The 18432-nt window shown below is 53.9% G+C and carries 17 protein-coding genes and 3 pseudogenes; 8 read left to right on the top strand and 12 right to left on the bottom strand.

The window, feature by feature from the left end:
- Positions 1 to 4: 4 nt before the first annotated feature.
- Positions 5 to 1057 carry a hypothetical protein gene (locus IPM31_10955; GenBank protein MBK9007496.1) on the bottom strand — a complete coding sequence of 351 codons (1053 nt, stop codon included), beginning with the start codon at positions 1055 to 1057 and terminating at the stop codon, positions 5 to 7.
- Between the two features lie 226 nt (positions 1058 to 1283).
- On the opposite strand from IPM31_10955, the gene IPM31_10950 reads away from it, so the two are divergent.
- On the top strand, positions 1284 to 2051 hold the full coding sequence (locus IPM31_10950; protein MBK9007495.1) for a class I SAM-dependent methyltransferase: 768 nt from the start codon (positions 1284 to 1286) through the stop codon (positions 2049 to 2051).
- 54 nt (positions 2052 to 2105) lie between these two features.
- On the opposite strand, the gene IPM31_10945 is transcribed toward IPM31_10950, so the two are convergent.
- Entirely contained in the window at positions 2106 to 4439 is a 2334-nt protein-coding gene (locus IPM31_10945) for a bifunctional metallophosphatase/5'-nucleotidase (protein MBK9007494.1), read from the bottom strand.
- Positions 4440 to 4885: 446 nt separating this feature from the next.
- Here IPM31_10945 and IPM31_10940 point away from each other — a divergent pair, with 446 nt between their 5' ends.
- The 5 genes from IPM31_10940 (at position 4886) to IPM31_10920 (ending at position 7543) form a co-directional block, all read left to right on the top strand.
- Complete coding sequence (locus tag IPM31_10940; protein ID MBK9007493.1) at positions 4886 to 5065, top strand: hypothetical protein; 180 nt, start codon at positions 4886 to 4888, stop codon at positions 5063 to 5065.
- 39 nt (positions 5066 to 5104) lie between these two features.
- The gene (locus tag IPM31_10935) at positions 5105 to 5692 is read left to right on the top strand and encodes a hypothetical protein (protein ID MBK9007492.1); all 588 of its coding nucleotides are present in this window, start codon (positions 5105 to 5107) and stop codon (positions 5690 to 5692) included.
- Between the two features lie 254 nt (positions 5693 to 5946).
- Positions 5947 to 6144: a type II toxin-antitoxin system HicA family toxin gene (locus tag IPM31_10930; protein MBK9007491.1), complete on the top strand. Its 198-nt coding sequence runs from the start codon at positions 5947 to 5949 to the stop codon at positions 6142 to 6144.
- A gap of 6 nt (positions 6145 to 6150) precedes the next feature.
- Entirely contained in the window at positions 6151 to 6564 is a 414-nt protein-coding gene (locus IPM31_10925; GenBank protein ID MBK9007490.1) for a type II toxin-antitoxin system HicB family antitoxin, read from the top strand.
- A gap of 355 nt (positions 6565 to 6919) precedes the next feature.
- Positions 6920 to 7543 (top strand): hypothetical protein, encoded by a 624-nt coding sequence (locus IPM31_10920; protein MBK9007489.1) that lies wholly within the window; start codon positions 6920 to 6922, stop codon positions 7541 to 7543.
- Between the two features lie 129 nt (positions 7544 to 7672).
- Here the strand turns inward: IPM31_10920 and IPM31_10915 are convergent, their stop codons facing one another.
- The 4 genes from IPM31_10915 to IPM31_10900 form a co-directional block, all read right to left on the bottom strand.
- Entirely contained in the window at positions 7673 to 8353 is a 681-nt protein-coding gene (locus tag IPM31_10915; protein ID MBK9007488.1) for a hypothetical protein, read from the bottom strand.
- A complete protein-coding gene (mfd, locus tag IPM31_10910; protein ID MBK9007487.1) occupies positions 8271 to 11198 on the bottom strand; it encodes a transcription-repair coupling factor in 2928 nt (975 codons plus the stop codon). Before mfd ends, IPM31_10915 begins: the two co-directional genes overlap by 83 nt.
- Positions 11199 to 11286: 88 nt before the next feature.
- Positions 11287 to 11868: an aminoacyl-tRNA hydrolase gene (locus IPM31_10905; GenBank protein ID MBK9007486.1), complete on the bottom strand. Its 582-nt coding sequence runs from the start codon at positions 11866 to 11868 to the stop codon at positions 11287 to 11289.
- 31 nt (positions 11869 to 11899) lie between these two features.
- Positions 11900 to 12508, bottom strand: a complete 609-nt coding sequence (locus IPM31_10900) for a hypothetical protein (protein MBK9007485.1) — start codon at positions 12506 to 12508, stop codon at positions 11900 to 11902.
- Positions 12509 to 12687: 179 nt separating this feature from the next.
- Here IPM31_10900 and IPM31_10895 point away from each other — a divergent pair.
- Both IPM31_10895 and IPM31_10890 read left to right on the top strand, forming a co-directional pair.
- Positions 12688 to 13061 (top strand): annotated as a pseudogene (locus IPM31_10895) (roadblock/LC7 domain-containing protein).
- A gap of 167 nt (positions 13062 to 13228) precedes the next feature.
- A pseudogene (locus tag IPM31_10890) lies at positions 13229 to 14652 on the top strand (CTP synthase).
- 99 nt (positions 14653 to 14751) lie between these two features.
- Here IPM31_10890 and IPM31_10885 read toward each other — a convergent pair.
- The 6 genes and pseudogenes from IPM31_10885 to IPM31_10860 form a co-directional block, all read right to left on the bottom strand.
- Positions 14752 to 15573, bottom strand: a pseudogene (locus IPM31_10885) (TerC family protein).
- Between the two features lie 1102 nt (positions 15574 to 16675).
- Positions 16676 to 16900 (bottom strand): SpoIIE family protein phosphatase, encoded by a 225-nt coding sequence (locus IPM31_10880; GenBank protein MBK9007484.1) that lies wholly within the window; start codon positions 16898 to 16900, stop codon positions 16676 to 16678.
- Positions 16900 to 17070: a SpoIIE family protein phosphatase gene (locus IPM31_10875; GenBank protein ID MBK9007483.1), complete on the bottom strand. Its 171-nt coding sequence runs from the start codon at positions 17068 to 17070 to the stop codon at positions 16900 to 16902. Before IPM31_10875 ends, IPM31_10880 begins: the two co-directional genes overlap by 1 nt.
- Positions 17067 to 17468: a hypothetical protein gene (locus tag IPM31_10870; protein MBK9007482.1), complete on the bottom strand. Its 402-nt coding sequence runs from the start codon at positions 17466 to 17468 to the stop codon at positions 17067 to 17069. Before IPM31_10870 ends, IPM31_10875 begins: the two co-directional genes overlap by 4 nt.
- Positions 17469 to 17479: 11 nt before the next feature.
- Positions 17480 to 17632, bottom strand: coding sequence for a hypothetical protein (locus IPM31_10865; protein ID MBK9007481.1), 153 nt, complete (start codon positions 17630 to 17632; stop codon positions 17480 to 17482).
- A 46-nt stretch (positions 17633 to 17678) separates the two neighbouring features.
- Positions 17679 to 18432 (bottom strand): hypothetical protein (locus tag IPM31_10860; GenBank protein MBK9007480.1); only part of this gene is annotated, 754 nt, incomplete at its 5' end.

The raw sequence follows: 18432 nt of genomic DNA, 5'->3' as shown, positions 1-18432 counted from the left end.
CTTTTTAGTGTAGGTATTTCAACATTTCCAAAACCATCGGAATATTCACTGGCGTCACGCGATCCATTTGCGACGCGACATAACGAACGGTTTGTTCATACATCGCCCACATCGCATCTTGTTCGGGTTGTGAGAGTAGCGGCGCGGCGAGCGACGTGTCCCAGTTCGGGCGTTTGCCGCCATCGACATAGACGGTGAGCCACGCGGATTTTGTTGCGAAGAAATCGTTATCGTGCATCTTCACGCCGACGAAATACGGCGCGACGCCGCCCGATTGATGCGCCTGCGTGAGCGCGGACTCAAAACTCGCGACCGCGTCCTGCCCGATGAATTCAAACAATTTGTAATCGTAATGTTCGGGTCGGATCGGCAAACCTTTTTTCACGTCGCCAAGATTCAACGCGCGCCCATGCACCACCGTCATCTGCGCGCCGAGTTCGTCGAACACTTGTAAGATCGCGCTGTCAATTTCCGCCGAGTCCGCAATGGACGACGCCGCGTACGGCGCATACCCGATCATGTCCGCCACGTATTGATAACCGCCCGCCGCATCCGTTGTTTGCCCCGTCACAGGATCAACCTCGCGCGTTTCGTAACGCATCACCGTTTGATACAACTCGTCGGCGCTCATCGTGCTCAAGCCGAGCCAATCGTAATTGTTGGCATACGGTCGCGGCGCGCGATAATGATACGAGACAGCAACAACGGGCGATGTTTTCAGACGCGCCAACAAGTCGGGATATTGTTCGGCATAAATCTTTGCCATCACATCGGTGAGATAGACATCCACTGGCACGTTCAATTCTTCGTGCAAGTCAATGATGTGATTCAACACTGCGGCAGATTCAGCGGGATGCGAAAAATCCTGCACGTTGATCGAGAAGATGGCGTAATCTTCTGTGACGGGAACAGCCGCTTCATTCTCGACGGGCGGCTGGGTCGCCGTTGCGGGAGGCGACTCCACCACTGGCGCCTGCGTCGGCGCGGATTGTGTCGCAGGCGCGGCGCAGGCGGACACCAACAACAAGAGGGCGATAATTGGCAACAATTTTTTCATGGGCAATTCTCCTTACCTGTGATTCTACGAATCCGATTTACAACAATATTATCCCCATGTAAAATCCCTGTAATTGACAGAACCGCAAGGATGATTGATGGTTTTGTTTGGGCTGAAAACTTTTGGACGCAGACCGCGAAGCGCGCTGACTGCGCTGATTTCTAAAAGAATAAAATCTGCGTTTTCAGCGTTCATCAGCGTCCCGATTAAAAACGAAGGAAGTGATATGGACATCCGCACCTACAATCGCGAGGCATGGAACCGCGAAGTCGAATCGAACAACCGCTGGACTCAGCCCGTGACTCACGAAGTCATCGAACAAGCAAAACGCGGCGAGTTCCAAGTTTTGCTCACGGAAAATATTCCAACTCCGCATCGCTGGTTTCCTCCCCTCAATGGCGCGGACGTGTTATGCCTCGCCAGCGGAGGCGGTCAGCAGGGACCCATCTTCGCCGCGCTCGGCGCGAACGTGACCGTCTTCGACAACTCCCCTGCCCAACTCAAGCAAGACACGCTCGTCGCCGAACGCGAAGGCTTGACTCTCAAAACCATCGAAGGTGACGCGGCGGATTTATCCATGTTCCCCGATGAATCATTCGACTTGATCTTCAATCCCGTTTCGACGGTGTTCATGCAAGATGTCCGCGTGGTGTGGCGCGAATGTTATCGCGTTCTCCGTCACGGCGGGATTTTGTTGACAGGCTCGATGAATCCCGTCCACTACATTTTCGACCTGTACAAAATGGACGAGGGCATCCTCGAAGTCGCGCACTCGATCCCCTATTCAGACATGACCAGCCTCTCGAAAGAGGACTTGGACGAATATCTCGCCAAAGGTCTGCCTCTCGAATTCGGTCACTCGCTGACGGATTTGCTCGGCGGACAATGCGCGGCGGGATTCGTCATCACCGACCTGTACGAAGACGTGATGTCCGATTCGCCGCTGGGGAAATTTCATCCCAACTACATTGCCACGCGGGCGATGAAGGGATAAAAAATCAGGGTCGCATTTCTGCGACCCTGATTCATTGAAACGACTTGCTTGTTTTTACGGCAGTTCGTTGGCTCGATTCGTTCCCGGAGGGGAGACCGGGCTGTTCGCCGCAAAGTAGGCGATCAACTCATCGAGGTCGATACCGCCGCCGATACGCAGGGACGGGTCGATATCGCGGAAGGTGACGAAGTTATCGCCGCCGTCGGCAAGGAACTGGTTGACCGTTACCATATACGTATCCGCCGGGTTGAGCGGGACGCCATTCAACATGATGTTCGAGACCGTGATCGAGGTGCACGAGTTGATCGGCGCCGTCGTGGGGTTGTTGTCGTGATCCACCAAGCCAAATGTCTTGGAGAGATCGTAACTGAACCCGACCGATACGCCGAGGTGCAGGAACGGACGGCTCGAGCCGGCAGGCTGGCACTGATCTTCAAGCACCGATTGAACTTGAGCGCCGGTCATGGGCATCGTCATCAGGACGTTACTGAAAGGCTGGAAGGTGAACGCTTCCGAGTAGGTGACGATACCATCCACCGCCTCTGCGCCGGACTTGGCGAAGATCAAATCGGAGCGGATGCCGCCCGGGTTCATGAACGCGATCTGCGCGCCATTAACTTGGGTTGCAAAGAGTTGGGCATCGGCGATCATGTTGCCCGCGTTCGACTCGGAGCCGCGATCTTCGGCGGCGCCGTTGAAGGCGCGACGGATATCAGCCGTGATCGTGCCCACTTGCGCTTTGCCGATCGGGTCGCTGATCACCTTCCACTTGTTGATGATGGCGGTGATGGCGGCATCAGCCGTCAATTGCGCGCGAACGACGGCATGGTTGGTGGCGGAGCTGAGGTCGCGGCGGATGTCGCCTGTGCGGTGGTCAAGAACGAGGTTAATCTCAGAGACCACGCGACCAAACGAGTACGCGCTCGTCACAATACGGGGATTCCCATTCGGGTCGTTGAGCAGACAGTTATACGGGAGGTGCGTGTGTCCTGTGACCACCACGTCGATGGCGGGGTCGAGCAGGTTGTTGATCTGCACAACGGGCCCGCTGATGCCGACACAAGCATTAACCGCGCCCGGAGGAGGCGTTTGCGAGCCGCCTTCGTGCATGAGCACCACAATCGCTTCGACGCCTTGCGCCTGTAACTCGGGAACGAGCGCGTTGGCGGTATCTGCCTCATCGAGGAAGGTCCAGCCATTGATGCCGGATTGCGACACAAGCGTGTTGGTTGCTTCGAGGGTCATGCCGATGAAGCCGACTTTCACGCCGTCGATCTCATCGATCCAGTACGGAGGCAGGGGCGTTTCACCGGTCACATCGTTGACGACGTTCGCGGCGAGCCAATTGAAGTTTGCGCCGGGGTACGGGTCACTGGGGAAGTAACAACCGTCCACTGGGTGACAGCCGCCGTTTTGCATACGCAGGAGTTCCACCACGCCTTCATCGAATTCGTGATTACCGACGCTGGAGACATCCAGCCCCATGGCATTCAACGTTTCGACGGATGGCTCATCGTGGAACATGCCGGAGAGGAAGGGCGAACCGCCGATCAAGTCGCCTGCCGCCACGGTGAGGCTGTTTGCATTCCCCGCGCGGAGTTGGGTAAGTTTCGCGGAAAGGAATTCGCCGCCGCCAGCCGGGTCGCTACCCACGTTGCCGGGTCCCGGGTTGCCAGAGGTCTCGAGGTACCCGTGATAGTCGTTGAAAGCGAGCAATTGGAGGTCGACAAGCTGGTACGGAGGATCGATGATCGTCCCGCCGCCGAAATCATCGAGGATGGCTCCGCGCCCGCCGATGAACCACAGACCGACATATCCGCCTTTGGCGTAATGGGGCCAGGCTGTGATATCGCGCGCGCCCAACAAGGTATCGTTTTGATAGACTTCGACAAACCCGTTGCCATAAGCGCGAGCGCTGAAGGTGTCGCCGTCCGCGAAGGTGGCGGGCATATCTCCGCCATATTTGACCCAGCCTTTGGGCCACTCCCACGTCCACACTTGTACCATGTGCTGATTCGCGTCATACAGGACTTCAATGACGCCATCGCCCCACGTGCGGTTGCTTTGCGCTTTGAGCAGGAGGTTTTGTTCGGTGGCGGTGTCTTTCACATCGACGAATGTAACGTAGGCTTCCTGGTCGACGCCAAGTGCGGTCTTCCAGTAAATATCCGCATTCGACGCGTTGCTATTGACGTACAACTGGTTATTCAAGATGCGATACTTCGATCGGTTGCCAGACCAATTTCCGTTTAATACCCCGTTCGCCCGGTTGAAGTCGTCCAGCAGACCCACGCCTGCCAGATTCGATGCCTGCGCCAAGGTTTGGGCTGGCATCAGGATCAATCCCACTAATAGGAATACAACTAACATACGAACTGATCGTTTCATACAATCTCCTCATGGTTGTCTAATTGGATCGTTTGCTTTAGTTCATGAGCGCCCCTGAAAATCTTTGCCAGCCACCTCCTTGAATGAACAGAAATCAAGTTCTTGGGTTATTATAAGTTACACAAACTGAATTTCAAAGAATTAAAAGGTTACACGCCCCTCGAATTCGGTCACTCACTGACCGACCTGCTCGGCGGGATTCGTCATCACCGACCTGTACGAAGCTGTGATGTCCGATTCGCCGCTGGGGAAATTTCTTCCCAACTACATTGCCACGCGGGCGGTGAAGATGTAGAGGGTATAAAGATAGTTGAAAAACTGGACCTATTGCATAAGTATTTGTAGGGCGGGTTTTTAACCCGCCATATGTCAAATGCTAGAAGCACGTCAGGCTAAAAGCCTGACCTACGAACGACTCAGACGCGACCAGCCTCCCGAAAGAGGACTTGGATGAATATCTCGCAAAAGGTCTACCCCTCGAATTCGGTCACTCGCTGACGGATTTGCTCGGCGGGCAATGCGCGACGGGATTCGTCCTCACCGACCTGTACGAAGATGTGATGACCGATTCGCCACTGGGAAAATATCATCCCAACCACATTGCCACGCGGGCGGTGAAGATGTAGAATGAGCGCGAAGACAAATTCCGACTCCAATTTCCTGATATGCTTGTTCTTCGAATCCTCATTGTTCTTATTATGATTGTTGTGGGCTACCTTATCGGCTTCGGTATTAGTGTAAGTTCACTTACTGCCGACCAGCCGGCATGGAAGCAACTTCCCTTACCGCCTGCGGAGGTCATCCGACTCATTCCGGCTGCAGGTGAACCTCCACTGTACATTGAAACTCTCGACGGCAACATATATCATTATCAGGCTGAGCCGCAGAGTAAGTGGGTCAAGGATTTGACAACGGTAGATATCGTCGCTGTCGATGAGCTTCAGATGCCATGTGCTCTCGATGACTATGAGTTTTCTATTTCACCAGCACCGTCACCCTTCCAGAATAAATGTTTTAAGTCAGGATTCTTATGGGGCACTGGCTTCCGACGTTATACCGCGCTTATTGACGATCAAGGCATAGTTTGGGAATTTGATAGTAAACCTATGCCAGATACCATTCTTGTAATCCCGCCTATCTTTGGACTACTTGGCATACTCGGTGGAGGCGCGATCGGATTGGCTATCGCGATCTTTGTTTTTCGCGAACCAAAAGCACGATTAAAAGTTGTGAGTGAAGAAAAAACAACCTAACGACGACTATACCTGGTTATGGGGATTCTGTGACGTTTTCAGGCATTTTCTTCGCCCAAACGGAGATTGCTTCGCCTTCGGCTCGCAATGACGGACTTTGTTACAACCTCCCCAACACCTCCAACAACCTCCCTTCCCACGCCTCGCCAAACGAACACCAATACGCAGACTTGCCGCCGCGGATGCCGCGCCCAGATCGGCGAGGCATTTCGTGTGAGCATTGACGCAGTGTGTAGGGTGTGTATAATTGCGCCATGAACAGTCGGGATGTTATCACAAAACTCAAAGCAGACGGCTGGTCACTTGTGCATGTGCGCGGCAGTCACCATCATTTCAAACATCCCGTAAAACCTGGCAGGGTGACTGTTCCGCACCCGAAAAGAGATTTGCCAATCGGAACCCTTCGCAGTATTTACCGTCAGGCAGGTTGGTCCTGGTCAGAGAAAAAGTGAGAGAAAATGCGCTATCCAGTTGTTATTCACAAAGACCCTAACAGCGATTACGGCGTGACCGTTCCAGATGTGGCGGGATGCTTTAGCGCGGGCGCAACCCTCGATGAAGCATTATCGGAAGTTGTCGAAGCCATCGAGGCACATTTAGAAGGTATGCTAATTGACGGGGAAGCCATACCCACGCCTCAAACCATCGAATATCATCAGAACAACCCCGACTATGCCGACGGCGTTTGGGCGGTCGTTTCAGTGGACGCGGCGAAACTTTCGGGCAAGTCGAAGCGGGTAAATATTACGTTGCCCGAACGAGTGTTGAACTTGATGGATAAATTCGCCTCCGACAATGGAGAAACCCGCTCAGGGTTAATCACTCAAGCGACTCTCGAATACATTGCGTCGCATGAGGGAACTGCGGAATAAGGCATAAGGGACAATCTGCTCGGCGGACAATGCACGGCGGGATTCGTCCTCACCGACCTGTACGAAGACGTGATGACCGATTCGCCGCTGGGGAAATATCATCCTAACTACATTGCCACGCGGGCGGTGAAGATGTAGAATGAGGGCGGAAATAAATTCGATTCAGGATATTCGTTCACTGGAGAACAACGATACTATCGCGCTGGTGATGAGGGGTGGGAAGGTTGTGAAGGGATAAAGAGCAAGGGAGTGAGTGCTATAATTTATTCATCAAATTTTAACTTTCGGCGGTATAACCCTAGTTGAGCAGACAAATACCAAAACAATGTGAATTAATATACCTGTAAGGATGAGCATGAAAAAAGTTCATAAATTTTTGCTTCTTCTCTTGGCTTTTGCATTATTTAGATGCGACATGCCTCAAATTAATTTTGCGCCCAATAAGGATGCTCCTCGAAAACTGGTCGTAGATCCAAATTATGAGATAGGGGGGCGCCTGTACTATCAACAAGCAGGATTCTCGTTTGAACCATATCAACAAGCTGCGAAAGATGAAATAAGTTTATCCGAATTAGATAACGATATTCATTCTATCTGTATACAAAACGATGAGTTTACTTTTTGTATTTATGGAACAAAAACTGACCCTCGTTTCAAATCTACATCCGATTTATCGGATTATTGGGTGTCCAGCTTTATGGATAAAGAGGAGGAAAAAGTAGTAATAACTCAAGCAATAGAAACTTCCATAATTGCAAATGGCAATGAAGGCACTGCCGTAGAATTGATTATTGAGAGTGAGAAATTTATGGGATTCACTTTCAGCGGTGAAATAATTGTCTTACAGATTTCTACGAACCAATATTTAATTGCATATGGTTTTTCAAACAGAGATCACAGGTACAATGTAGGTGCATGGTACACACGAGGTCAAAAGATTTTTGAGTCTATGGTAAGCACAGTTGAATTCATACAATAAAGTCTGCTCCAAAAAGCGCGCACCCAACGCTGGGGATTCAGGCGCGATTCCAAACTTTGTTCTACCCCTGGGAATTTTTCCAGTCGGACGGCGTACCGCCGCCCACCCCAGCGCAAGTCACGCCAGCCGTTAAACTAACCTCCCCAACACATCCAACAATTTCCCCTCCCATTCCTCCCCGAACGAACACCAATACGCGGACTTGCCGCCGCGGATGCCTGCGCCAAGATCAGCGAGGCGTTTGGGTTCCGTGCCGTTTGTGGGAGTTGGGTAACGCAGGACGATCTGTCCGCTTTCCCAATTGATGGATGACAATCCCGCCTTCTCGGCTCGCAGTTTGACTCGCATCTGGTAAAACAGATTCGCGGTCATGTCGGGCAATTCGCCAAAGCGATCTTTGAACTCGGACGCCAGCGCGTCGATTTCGGTTTCGTCGCGCAAATCCGCGATGCGACGATACAGACGCAAGCGCAAATCCTGATCGGGGATGTACTCAGCAGGGATTCCGACGGCGAGGGGGAGGTCAACGTTCACGGGCATGGACAAAGGCAAGTCAAAGGTCGAAGGTCGAAAAGTCAAACTTGGTTCTTCAACTTTTGACATTTGACCTTTGACCGTTCTTATCCGTCTCACCGCATCCGCCAACAACCGCGTGTACAAATGAAATCCCACCGCTTGAATGTGACCCGATTGACGCGTGCCGAGCAATTCGCCCGCGCCGCGGATCTCAAGGTCGCGCATGGCGATCGAATAGCCCGCGCCGAGTTGCGTGTTTTCGGCGATCACTTCGAGCCGCTGTTGACCGTCCACGGTGGGGGTCAGCTTGTTGTGGCGAAAAAAGTAGGAGTAGGCGCGCAGCTCCACGTCCGACACGACCGCGTAGTTGATAGAGTTGAGCCAAGCCGAAGGTGTCGGCGCGGTCCACGATGAGCGTGTTCGCGTTGGGGATGTCCAATCCCGATTCGATGATCGTCGTTGACAATAAAATATCGGTATCGCCGTTGTTGAAGCGATGCATCACTTCCGAGAGTTGATTCTCTGGCATCTGCCCGTGACCGATATCCACGTTCGCTTCGGGGACGAGTTGATTGAGATGCGCGCGCATCGCGTCGATGGTCTGGACGCGGTTATGCACAAAGAAAATTTGTCCGCCGCGTTCGAGTTCGCGCAGGATCGCCTGCCGCACAAGTTTCGGCGAATACGGACCGACATGCGTGACGATGGGCAGTCGCTCCTCGGGCGGCGTGTTGAGATTCGAAATGTCGCGCACGCCCGTGAGCGCCATGTACAACGTGCGCGGGATCGGCGTGGCGGTGAGAGTCAACACGTCCACTTCGGTGCGGAGTTTTTTGAGATGCTCCTTGTGTGTGACGCCGAAGCGTTGCTCTTCGTCAATGACGACCAAGCCGAGTTCTTTGAATTGCACATCGCCAGAGATCAAACGATGCGTGCCGACAACGATATCAATTTCGCCGATGGCGAGTCCGTGCAGAATTGTTGTTTGCTCGCGCGGCGTGCGGAAGCGCGAAAGCATTTCTACTTTCACAGGGAACGCGGCGAGCCTCTGCAAAAATGTTTCGTAATGTTGTTGCGCCAATACAGTCGTTGGCACAAGGATCGCTACTTGCTTGCCGTCCATCACGGCTTTGAACGCGGCGCGTAACGCCACTTCGGTTTTTCCATAACCAACATCGCCGCACAACAAACGATCCATCGGGCGCGACGATTCCATATCGCGCTTGATGTCGTTCAACGCGCGCAGTTGATCCTCGGTCTCCACATACGGAAAAGAATCTTCCAATTCTTTTTGCCACGCGGTATCGGGCTTGAAAGAATATCCCAGCGCCACATGACGGCGCGCGTACAAGTCCAACATCTCTTGCGCCACTTCCAACACCGCGGCTTTCACGCGTCCTTTTTTCTCGTGCCACTCCTGCCCGCCCAAACGATCCAACGCGGGCGCCGCGCCCTCCGCGCCCACATAACGCGTCAACCGATCCGCTTGATGCACAGGCACGAACAACTGCCCGCCGCCGTCATATTCCACCGCGAGAAATTCGCGCGCGTGATTATCCAACTCGCGTTGCACCAATCCGCCAAACCGCCCGACGCCGTGATCAATGTGCACCACATAATCGCCCACGTTCAAATCGGCATACACCGATTCGGGAGTCTCGGCAACAGGTCGCTGGCGCGTGCGGGGTTGAGGGCGTTCCCAGCCGAAGATCTCCGAATCGGTTATCAAGTGAAGTCGTGGTAAAGATTCGTAATTAGTAATTGGTAATTGCGAGTCGAGAATTGGAGAATTAGAGGATTGGAGATTGAGGACGAATCCCTCTGATAAAGATGACTCGATAAAGAGCGGCGGTTCATTCGACGGGTCGGGCTGGTTCGCCTCTCCCCAAAGTTCCTCCAACCTTTTAGCCTGCCGCGACACGACGATGACGGATTCCTTTTTCGAGATCAATCCCGCAACATAGTCAACAAAATTCTTCAGCCTCCCCCCGAATCTTTCGTCATGACCAAAGCGAGAAGCCAAAGACTCCTCAAAGTCTCCAGTCTCTAGTCTCTGCTCTCCAACCTCTTCCCTCGCAGAGTAGCCCAACTCCACCAACCCACCCTGCACGCCATCGTACAACTCCGACCACGGAACATACGGCAACGGGAACTCAGCGGACAACGTCTCTTCCGCGATACTCTCCTGCCTGAACTTGACCGCCTGCGCCTCGACCTCCTCCGCCATCGATTCGATGATGGACAGGTCGTCAATCAACACGATGGCTTTTTGAGGGAGATAATCGAGCAACGTCGCGGGTTGTAAATGAAGAAGAGGGATGTGGAATTCGGAAATATTATCTTCCCGTTCAATCCGCAGTTGAACTGCGGATTGCTCTTCGTTCGATTGTTCCGTCAGCAGTTGAACTGCTGACGGATCGTGACGAACCAAATATTCCCGCGCGGGCGTGACGAGGACCGAATCCAATTTTTCAATCGTGCGCTGGGAGGCGGGGTCGAATCTGCGAATCGTTTCGATCTCGTCGCCGAAGAAATCCAAACGGACAGGCATCGTCTCGGCAGTTGCCCAGATGTCGAGAATCCCTCCCCTGCTGGAGAATTGTCCAGGCTCCAGCACGGTGTTGACGCGCTGGTAGCCGATCTCTGCCCAACTCCGCAAGAGCGAATCGGGTTGAATGGTTTGATTGACCGATAACTTCTTGCACGCCTTGAGGAAGTCGCGCCGCGGCATCGTGCGCGTCATCAACGAGCGAATGGAGGTCACGAACACGGGAGGGGCTTCGGGTTTTGGAGTAAATGGTAAATGGTAAGTGGAAAGTGCGGTCAACGCTTGCAGGCGGTCGCGGCGAGTGGTCACGCCCCACGCGGCTTGCTCGTAAAACAACGGATTCGGCTCCGCAAAATGATAACGCGGCGACTTGACCCAAAATCCCAACTCATCGAACATGGACAACGCGTGGTCGGCGCGATCGGTGATGAAGAGGATTGGTTGCCCAATATCCTCCAGCAACGCCGCAAGCACAGGCAATCGTGCCGCGCGCGGAAGTCCCAGCCCAGCGATTTGTTTCCCCGCTTTGAGTTGGGAAAGAAGATTCTGATATTGTGGGAGCGAACGGATGGAGTTGAGGATGGAGAGCATAGGTAGAGAGCAGAGGATTAGAGGATTAGAGAGTAGAAAGTAGAGGATTGGTAACGAACCAGTCTCTAGTCATCTAGTCTCTAGTCATCTAATCTCTTGCGTCACCATTAAATTTATTCATCGCCGCATTCAAACCATTCACCACAAACTCAAGCGCGGCGTCGGCGGCGCGGTCGAGGAGTTCGGAGAGGGATTTCAAGTCGTCGCGCGAAAAGTTTTGCAGGACGTAATCGGCGGGGTCCATGCGACCAGGCGGGCGACCGATGCCGAGTCTCATGCGGGGAATATCTTTCGTGCCGAGTTTTTCCAAAATGGACGACAAGCCGCGCTGTCCGCCAGGTCCGCCCGAGGCGCGGATGCGGATGGTGCCGAAGGGCAGATCGAGATCATCGGAGAGGATCATTAGGTTTTCGTTGGGAATCTTATAGAAGTGAGCCAGTCCCTGCACCGATTGACCTGAGAGATTCATGTACGTCTGCGGCTTGGCGAGGATGAGTTTGTGATCCTCATATTTTGAATCCATCACGATGGCTTTCGATTGGACTTTCATGCCGCGCGCGTTGAGTCGCACTGCGAGACGGTCAATTGCCATGAAGCCAAAGTTGTGACGTGTGTTGGCGTATTCACGTCCTGGGTTGCCGAGTCCGATGAGGAGGTAGGGGTCTGTCATGTGTCAAGTTCCAAGTTTCATGTTTCAAGTTTCAAGTATTACGGAGGCGGAGGAGGATGGCGGAGAAAATGAATAAGCCGATGATGACCAAGGCTCCGCGAGCGAGGCTGGCGAGGATGGTGGATCGAGTCAATGAGGCGGGGTTGGCTGGGAGAGGCGTCGGGGTTGGGCGCGGGACTTCGGTGGGAGTGGGCGAGGCGGCGAGGAGGAATGGGGTTGGGATTTGTACTCCAATGGAGGATTCGGGCGTGGAAGTCACAACAGGCGTTGGAGTGAATATCGGCGCGTCGTTTTGGATGGTGATGGGGACTGTCGCTTCTTGGAATGTCCCGTCGGCGAGGGTGACGCGCAAGCGCAGGATGTAGGCGCCGTCGGTGATGGAGGCAGTGTTCCAGAGGTAGAGAGGCGAGTCAAGCGCGGGCTGAGATAACGCGGCTAGGGGGAACCAGCCATCCCCGTCGTCTGAAGCGTATTTGAAGTCCAGTTGAGCGGAGAAGAAATTTGGAATATCCGTCGAGCCGATGACCGTAATTTCTCCATGCAAAACTTCGCCCGCCGCGGGAGAGGTGATCGCTACGGGCGGCGAATCCTGCGCGGCGAGGAGCAACAAAACGAAGGGGAGAAGGAGGCGGGTCTTCATTAGTCGAACGTTCAAGTTTAACACGAAGGGATACATGGGTCAATTTTGTATGATGCAAGTGACGCTTCGACTTCGTGGCGCGAACATCACGCGCCACGAAGTCGAAGCGCGGAACCGTCGCAATGACATGCAAAATGAAGTATGGTAAACTTTGGCAGATTTATTTTAGGAGAATTGTTATGGCAAAATCCCGCGCCGACCAGATCGTGGACCGATTACGAAACATGCAAGCCGCCGCGCCCGATATCGAGGCTTCGGCCGTTGTTTCTGTGGACGGGTTGATCATGGCTTCGGCTTTGCAGCAAGGCGTGGAGGAAGATCGCGTGTCGGCAATGTCGGCGGCGATGCTCTCGCTCGGCGAGCGGATCTCCAACGAGTTGGGACGCGGAGGTTGGAGCAGGTGTACATCAAAGGCGATGCGGGGTCGATCGTGTTGACGTCTATTGGGCAGGAAGCAGTGTTAACTGCCATGGCGCGGCATGAAGCGAAACTCGGTTTGATCTTTCTCGAGATGCGGCGCGCCGCGGAAGATATTGTGAAACTGGTCGGATGAAATCGAAGAACTGCCAGAACACACAGGAAATGCAATCCCCGACGGGGAGGGCTGAAACGCCCTCCCCGTTTCTTTTAATGGGGTGGAGGCAGGGCGGGGTTGAGGCAGAGGATTGGAGAATTAGAGGATTAGAGGGTTAGAGGATTAGAGAATTGGAGAATTATTTTATGACCACAAAATATTTATTTTTCACGGGCGGGGTTGTTTCTTCGGTTGGCAAAGGCGTGACTGCGGCGGCGACAGGACTCTTGCTGAAGGAACGAGGTTTCAATGTGACCGTGCAGAAATTGGATCCGTATATCAACGTGGACCCTGGCACGATGAGTCCGTACCAACATGGAGAGGTGTACGTGCTCGATGACGGCGCGGAAACGGACCTCGATCTGGGTCACTACGAACGATTCATTGACATCCGCCTCAGCCGTTCGTCCAACTTCACCAGCGGACAGGTCTACGCCGAGATCATCGGCAAAGAACGGCGCGGCGATTTTCTTGGCGGGACGATTCAGGTCATTCCGCACATTACGAATGAGATCAAGCGGCGAGTCGCGTCCATTGGCAAAGAGACGAATGCCGATATTGTACTGGTCGAGGTCGGCGGGACGGTTGGCGACATCGAGTCGCAGCCGTTTCTCGAAGTGCTGAGACAACTCCGCAACGAGGTCGGGCGCGAGAACGTGTTCTTCATCCACGTGACGTGGTTGCCGTACATCAAAGCGACGGGCGAGATCAAGACCAAGCCCACGCAACACTCCGTGGCGGCGTTGCGCTCGATCGGTATTTCGCCAAACATGATCATCGCGCGTTCAGATTATCCTGTTGACAAAGATATTTGCGACAAGATCGCGCTGTTCTGCGACGTGGAAAAAAGCAAACGGTGAAAGTTGCCTTGGTTGGAAAATATGTCGAACTGCAAGACGCGTATATGTCGGTGCGCGAGGCGTTGAAACATGCCGCGCTCGCCAACGACGTGGAAGTGGAGATCGGCTGGGTGCACGCGGCTGACCTCGAAAAAAGACAAAGGCTGGGATGTGGTGCAAAACGCGGATGGCATCCTCGTCCCTGGCGGGTTCGGCTCGCGCGGCATCGAAGGGAAAATTTTTAGCGGCGCGGTATGCGCGCGAGAAGAAAGTTCCGTATCTCGGTCTGTGTTTGGGGATGCAAGTGATGTGCATTGAATTCGCGCGCGGCGTGTTGAATCACGAAGATGCCAACTCCTCTGAGTTTGATCGCGGCTCGAATATCCCGTCATTGACTTGATGCTCGACCAACGCGCGATCACCGACATGGGCGGCACGATGCGGCTCGGCTTATATCCCTGCGAATTGCAGGAAGGCTCAAAAGCCGCCAAAGCCTACGGCGAGAAAAAGTGGAGGAACGTCACCGCCATCGCTTCGAGTTCAACAACAATTACAAAAGATTTTGAGAAGGCAGGCATGGTTTTCTCAGGCATGTCTCCCGACGGCAAACTGGTGGAAATCGTCGAGATCGAGGATCATCCATTCATGGTGGCGAGTCAGTTTCCACCCTGAGTTTTTTGTCGCGCCCGATGAAGCCGCATCCGTTGTTTGTGGGGTTTGTAAAGCGGTGAGGATGGGGAGAAGTGAAAGCAGTGAGCAGTGAGTAGTGAGCAGTGAGCGGTGAGAGGCAGTGTGCAAAAGGACTTCCGTATTTCGAGAAGTCCTTTTGATCAGTTGGGTTTTTTCGTTTCTTTGTAGATTTCTTTTTGGGATGATTTCACCGAACGGGTCTTTGGGCCAGACACCTCCGCCATCGCAGGGACAGGAGCGTTGGCTTGGTATGGACTGCGCAGTTGCACAAGGCTCGAGCGTTGGCGCATCCGCAAGTTCAGCGTTTCCACCATCACAGAGAAGCCCATGGCGAAGTAGATATATCCCTTCGGGATGTGCATCAAGGCTTTCGACGACCAGCGTAAAGCCAATCAACAGCAAGAAACTGAGCGCAAGCATCTTGATCGTGGGATGTCCTCGACAAAATTGCTGAGAGGGGCGGCAAGGAAGATCCCATCACTAATGCGGCGATGATGACCGCCGCGATCGTCATCGGCAACTCATCCACCATGCCGACGGCGGTGATGACCGATCGAGCGAGGACGATGTCCAACAACATGATCTGAACGATCGCTCCCAAAACGAGGCATGGACTTTGGCGGAGGCATGTCCTTGCCGAGCCTTCCAGTTTCTCGTGAATTTCGCGCGTGGCTTTCCAGATCGGAAAATGCCGCCCGCCAGAAGGACGATGTCGCGCTCGGAAAGGGTCTACCCCATCGCGGTAAATATGGGATCCTAGGGTTGATGATCCACGAGAGAGAGAACAACAGCAACCGCGTCACCACCGCCAACAAAATGCCCGTGGTACGGGCGCGCTGATCTTCAACGGGCAACTGCCCGCCAGAATCGAAATAAAGATAATATTATCCAGCCGGGACGAGTTCCAGCACAACGAAGCGTGAGGAACGCGATCCAAGTTTGGGGTTGTAAAGCCACTCCATGTAAGAACTCCTGTAATTTGAATGGGAAAAGTATACCCGAACATGGATTCCCTTGCAGTTGAAATTTCCGGGCGCGGCGAAACAGGCGTCTTCGCCACACACAAAGTTGCACCTCCCAAAGTTTAGGGCAATCGCATTTGGTTTTTTTCCGCTAATCCTCACGAATTCACGCTAATCTTTCTCGGAAAATTTCGCGCAGATTGGCGAAGAGTAGCAGATTCGAAGGCAAAACACCGTGTTTTGAGCCTCGAGATTTTCAAATGCGATTGCCTTATACCTAAAGTTCCTCGCTTCGCAATATGAGATAAAATATCGACACGTTATGAATCTTGACCCCTCGTTTCTCAGCAACATTATCCTGGTCTTGACAGGTTTCGGCGCGCCTTCATCGCCGCGTTATGGATCGCGCTCGTCATTTGGACGTATCACGATATCCGCACGCGCGCGCGATCCGCTCGCGCAGACCCGGCAACGCTTCTTGTCGCCGTATTGAGTCTGCCCGGCATCCTCGTATATTTGATCCTACGCCCGCCGGAGACCCTCGAAGATTACCAAAAGACGTTGGAAGAAGAAGCGCTCCTTCAGGCTCTCGAAGATTTACCCTCTGCCCCGGTTGCGAACGGCGCTCAAAGATGACTGGCAGGTATGCCCCGAACTGTCACCAAATTGAAAAGAACTGCGAGAACTGCAGCAAACTGATGGAACTCCCGTGGAACATCTGCCCCCTACTGCGGCGCTTCCGCCACTGCGCGCCGCGACGCGACTAGCTTGGACGATGCCCTGCGCGGGTTAAAAGTAAGCGAACCCGCCAGGGGAAGTCAAAGCAGAAGGATAAAAATCAACTCGCCACCTGACCTTTTCTTGTTTGGACGCTGAGAAACGCAATTCAAAACTCCGCGACTCAGTGTCGCCCGGTTAAACTGTGGCGGAGAGATTGGTAGTTTATTGATAATCTGCCACATGTCGCATGAGAGCCAGATCAACCCCGACTGCGTAACATCAGTGAAAGAAAACTCGCTTCAAGAACGAAGCGGGTTTTTTATTTACAAACCGTCCGGTCAACCACAAATACCCGCATACATCCGTCTCACTGCCAGCATCGTTAAATCATCGGCAGGAGGCATATCTTGAATAAAATCGAGCAGCGCTTTTCCACCGCGTCGAAAATCTGAAGCCGAGGCAGAGATTTGTCAACAAGGCGTCGATGAGTCGCGCTTCTCCAAAATTCGCTTTCGTTATTGAACGATTCGGTCAAGCCATCAGTATAGAAAAGGATGTTATCACCGCCCGCCAGTTGGATGGTCTTCTGTTCGACGCCATGATCCATCAAACGCCGAGGGCAATGGCAGTTCGGGTAAGTTTTTCGATCGAGCCATCCTGTTTTCCCCAGATCGGCGGGTTGTGCCCCGCGTTGACATCGGTTAATTCGTTGCTGGCGGTATCCAGCACCGCATAAATCGCCGTGACGGAGCATCCCTGGCGCGTATCGGGAATCAAAACTCGTTGACGGCGCCAACGCCTGGGCAGGCGACTCGGTCTCGAGCACCGCGGCTCGCACCAGCGTCCGCGTGAGCGCCATGAACAACGCCGCGCGGCACGCCTTTATCTGCCACATCGCGATGAACAAACCGGTCCTTCGGTTGGGCGGGTCGAACACATCGTAGAAATCGCCGCCCACCTGGCGCGCCGTTTTCCAACGCGCTGAGAAGTCCCAGCCTCCACTTGCGGGAGCGCGTCGGGAGGAAGGTCTGCTGAATTTGGCAAGCCAACTGCGCTTCCGTTTCGAGGCGCTCGCGCACCACCATCTCCTTTTGCAGAAGGTCGTTTTGAATCGCCAGCGCGGCATGTTGGGCGATTCGTGTAATGATTTCCAGGCGGCGGGCGCGGAAACGCAATCCACCTCCGCCTATCTTCGATGAGGCATCACGCCGTACAACGTATCCTTGACGGCGGTCGGGACGGCGAACAACAAGGCGTTGGGGTTGGCAAGATTCGCTTCTCCGACGGGCTGGCTGGATAACCACGCCTGTAACCGTCCCCCTGTCCTTCGAGCGGACACGCTAACATCCCCGTGGCGCTGCGGCACGAAATCGAGGAAAGTAAATTCACCCCGGTGAAAACGACCGCTCCCCGAATTGCCTTTCATCGTCGACGCTCAGCCCATAATTTTGCGTGGGCACAAATTGCTCATGAGAAGCATCCCATTGATACAAAGCGGCGCGTTGCACACCGGTGAGGATCGGCATGATACGGATGATCGTGCCGAGAATTTCATCGAGATCATTCAGGCTGACGATTGCCTGCGCCACCTGCAACAACGCCGCCGACGCGTACGCCTGTTCCTGCGCCACATCGTACAAGCGCGTTTTCAATGGCGACCGCCGCGTAACTGGCGAACGTGGTAGCCCGGCTTGCGCTTCGCGCCCATATCTGCCTGCCGCGTTATGCGCGTGGGTGATCACGCAAGGGTTGGTCTCCCGCGCAACGGCACGACCAGCGCGGAATAGCTCTGGTCGAAACCTGCCGCTATACCCGGAAACCCACAGCGGGTCTGTCGGCTTTCGTATCTCGGCATTTGAGAATGAACGACTTGCATCAACCCGTCGTATGCTTCCACCGAACCATACAGCGCCTCCTACACCACTCATCGATATTGTGACTCGCGTCAAGGTACAACTGGTCGTCTTCCAGCAACCAGATCGTGGAAACATCCACAGGCAGGTTGCGTTCCAATTCGGCGAGGATCCGTCCAGCACGTCATCCACATCTTCGTCTGCCGAGATCAAGCCGGCGACCTCGCGCGAGACTGTCTGCCACGCGCCGCCGCCATTGCTCCGACCGATAGAGCGCGGCGTTGTG

Source organism: Candidatus Defluviilinea gracilis (genome assembly GCA_016716235.1).
GTDB classification, from domain to species: Bacteria; Chloroflexota; Anaerolineae; order Anaerolineales; family Villigracilaceae; genus Defluviilinea; species Defluviilinea gracilis.
Note: the sequence above shows the minus strand (reverse complement) of the source record. Positions and strands in the feature narration are given on the sequence as shown.

Excerpts from the sequence above, each read along its gene's own strand:
- IPM31_10955 (MBK9007496.1), bottom strand. The coding sequence starts at position 1,057 with ATGAAAAAATTGTTGCCAATTATCGCCCTCTTGTTGTTGGTGTCCGCC.
- IPM31_10950 (MBK9007495.1), top strand. The coding sequence starts at position 1,284 with ATGGACATCCGCACCTACAATCGCGAGGCATGGAACCGCGAAGTCGAA.
- IPM31_10945 (MBK9007494.1), bottom strand. The coding sequence starts at position 4,439 with ATGAAACGATCAGTTCGTATGTTAGTTGTATTCCTATTAGTGGGATTG.
- IPM31_10935 (MBK9007492.1), top strand. The coding sequence starts at position 5,105 with ATGCTTGTTCTTCGAATCCTCATTGTTCTTATTATGATTGTTGTGGGC.
- IPM31_10930 (MBK9007491.1), top strand. The coding sequence starts at position 5,947 with ATGAACAGTCGGGATGTTATCACAAAACTCAAAGCAGACGGCTGGTCA.
- IPM31_10925 (MBK9007490.1), top strand. The coding sequence starts at position 6,151 with ATGCGCTATCCAGTTGTTATTCACAAAGACCCTAACAGCGATTACGGC.
- IPM31_10920 (MBK9007489.1), top strand. The coding sequence starts at position 6,920 with ATGAAAAAAGTTCATAAATTTTTGCTTCTTCTCTTGGCTTTTGCATTA.
- mfd (MBK9007487.1), bottom strand. The coding sequence starts at position 11,198 with ATGCTCTCCATCCTCAACTCCATCCGTTCGCTCCCACAATATCAGAAT.
- IPM31_10905 (MBK9007486.1), bottom strand. The coding sequence starts at position 11,868 with ATGACAGACCCCTACCTCCTCATCGGACTCGGCAACCCAGGACGTGAA.
- IPM31_10900 (MBK9007485.1), bottom strand. The coding sequence starts at position 12,508 with ATGAAGACCCGCCTCCTTCTCCCCTTCGTTTTGTTGCTCCTCGCCGCG.
- IPM31_10880 (MBK9007484.1), bottom strand. The coding sequence starts at position 16,900 with ATGGATCATGGCGTCGAACAGAAGACCATCCAACTGGCGGGCGGTGAT.